The sequence below is a fragment of the Allobosea sp. 05T422_2 genome (assembly GCF_056396265.1).
Genome location: NZ_JBFTLD010000469.1, coordinates 1 through 2,334 on the forward strand (window position 1 = coordinate 1; position 2,334 = coordinate 2,334).

General features: G+C 64.8%; 3 protein-coding genes. 2 read left to right on the forward strand and 1 reads right to left on the reverse strand.

Annotated features, from left to right (window positions below; genetic code table 11):
* The coding region (locus AC1DJT_RS36185) for a 3-deoxy-manno-octulosonate cytidylyltransferase (RefSeq protein ID WP_476836004.1) at positions 1–533 on the reverse strand (533 nt) is incomplete at its 3' end.
* A gap of 198 nt (positions 534–731) precedes the next feature.
* On the opposite strand from AC1DJT_RS36185, the gene AC1DJT_RS36190 reads away from it, so the two are divergent.
* The gene (locus tag AC1DJT_RS36190; RefSeq protein WP_476836005.1) at positions 732–1,274 is read left to right on the forward strand and encodes a c-type cytochrome; all 543 of its coding nucleotides are present in this window, start codon (positions 732–734) and stop codon (positions 1,272–1,274) included.
* 184 nt (positions 1,275–1,458) lie between these two features.
* A partial coding sequence (locus tag AC1DJT_RS36195; protein ID WP_476836006.1) for an ABC transporter substrate-binding protein occupies positions 1,459–2,334 on the forward strand: 876 nt, incomplete at its 3' end.

The window sequence follows — 2,334 nt, forward strand, 5'->3', positions numbered from 1 at the left end:
CCGACATGGTGATAGAGCGGCCCCTCGCCGCTCGGCGCGGTGGCACGGGTAAAGTAGAGTGCGCGCATCCGGCCAGGACTGATCTCGCTGCCGATCAGCTTGACGACGCTCGGTGCGGTCTTCTCGTCCTCGTCGGTAATGACCCCGGCCAGGGTCGCGATGTCGACGGCCGCGTCCGCAAGCGGCTTCACCGCGGCAGCGATCGCGCTCGGCTCAAGCGTGGGAAAATCTCCCTGGACGTTGACGATGATGTCGTGGCGCCCCTGCGGGTCGACGATATCCGCCGCTTCCTTGATTCGATCCGAGCCGGTCTGGTGGTGGATGCTGGTCATCACCGCTCTCCCCCCGGCCTTCTCGATGGCCGCGACGATGCGCGGCTCGTCAGTGGCGACGACCACGGCACCGACGCCCGATTCCATCGCTCGGCGCCAGACATGCACGATCATCGGTTCGCCCAGGATGTCTGCCAGAGGCTTGTCGGGCAGGCGGGTCGCCTGCATGCGGGCGGGAATCAGGATCAGCGGGTCCGACATCGGCAACAGCTCTGGGGGGAAGGTCGCGAGGCTGCGACGGGAGGCGTCAAAAGGTCTCAAAGAGGTGCGTGCTTATACGAGTTGCAATGAAGCGCGCAAAGCGGTTAAGCAACGGCCGTGTGTCGGCGCTCCCAGGCTCCGGCCGGAGCGCTGCTATGCCTTGCCTGTCCTGTGGCGAGGCCCAAGGGTTTCGATGCGATGAATATCGAGCTGAACAAGATTGCCGGCGCGGGACTGTCCACGCTGCTCGTGGTGATGGCCCTGAACATGGCCGCCGGCATTGTCTTCGCGCCGCACAAGCCGGCCGTGCCCGGCTTCGATCTGCCGAGTCCGGAGCCAGCTGCCGCCGGCGGTGCAACCGCTGCGGCTCCAGTTGCGGACGCGCCGATCGTGGAACGTCTCGCCAAGGCCGATCCGGCCCGTGGCGAAAAGGCTGTCGGCGCCTGCAAGGCCTGCCACACCTTCGAGAAGGGCGGCGCCAACAAGGTCGGCCCGCATCTCTTTGACGTCTATGGTCGCAGCAAGGGGTCGATCGACGGCTTCGGCTATTCGGCCGCGATGAAAGGCCATTCCTCCGAGAAGTGGGAAGCCGAGCAGCTCGACGGCTTCCTGAAGGGTCCGAAGGCCTATATGCCAGGAACGACGATGGCTTTCGCCGGCCTGACCAAGCCCGATACCCGTGCCGACGTGATCGCCTATCTCAACACGCTCGCGGATGCGCCGAAGCCGCTTCCGACATGAGTCTTGCGTCGATTCGGCGCGCCTGAATGATTGCAAGCCGGGCCCTTGAGCCCGGCTTTTGCTTGCTCCCGCCATGCTCTTGCCCTCACCATGGCGAGGAATCTCCTCTCCGCGCTGGTATCGACCTCACGGGTCGACATAATCGGCCAGCGAATCAGTTGCAGGAGGACKAGGCACCATGGCGATGCGCATCACACGCCGCAGGCTGCTCGAAGCCGGTGGAGCAGCGCTGGCAAGTGCGGGCCTGCCCGGCCGGGCCCTGGCCGAGACCGGGGAGGTTCATGGCCTCTCGACTTTCGGCGAACTGGCGCTCCCCGCGGATTTTCCGCATTTCGCCTATGTGAACCCGAAGGCCCCGAAGGGCGGCACGATCACGCTGCAGATCAAGCGGGCCGGCGGCAACCAGAACTTCGACACCTTCAACACGCTGAACACCTTCGTGCTGCAGGGCGATGGCGCCGCTGGCATGGATGCGTGCTTCGACAGCCTGATGTCCGGCTCCGGCGACGAGCCAGGCGCGCTCTACGGCTTGCTGGCGAAGAGCGTCGCAATCTCCGGGGACAGGCTGACCTACCGTTTTCGGCTCAGGCCCGAGGCGCGTTTCCATGACGGAAGCCGGGTGACCGCTTCCGATGTCGCCTTCTCCATGAATATCCTGAAGAGCAAGGGACACCCATCCTACCGCCTGATCCTGAACGAGCTGGTCTCGTCGGTGGCGGAAGGCGACGACATCGTCATCGTCACGCTTTCGCCGAAGCGCGGTCGCGACCTGCACCTCGTCGTCGCAGGCCTGCCGGTCTTCTCCGCGAAATTCTGGTCGACGCGGAACTTCGACGCCTCGACGCTGGAACCACCGCTTGGGTCCGGCCCCTACAAGGTGGGGCGGTTCGAACAAGGCCGCTTCATCGAATTCGAGCGGGTTCCCGACTACTGGGGCAAGGACCTGCCGGTGAATGTCGGCGTCAATAATTTCGACCGCACGCGCTGGGAGTATTTCCGCGACCGGCAGGTCGCCTTCGAGGCCTTCAAGAGCGGCATCGTTACCTTCCAGGAGGAATTC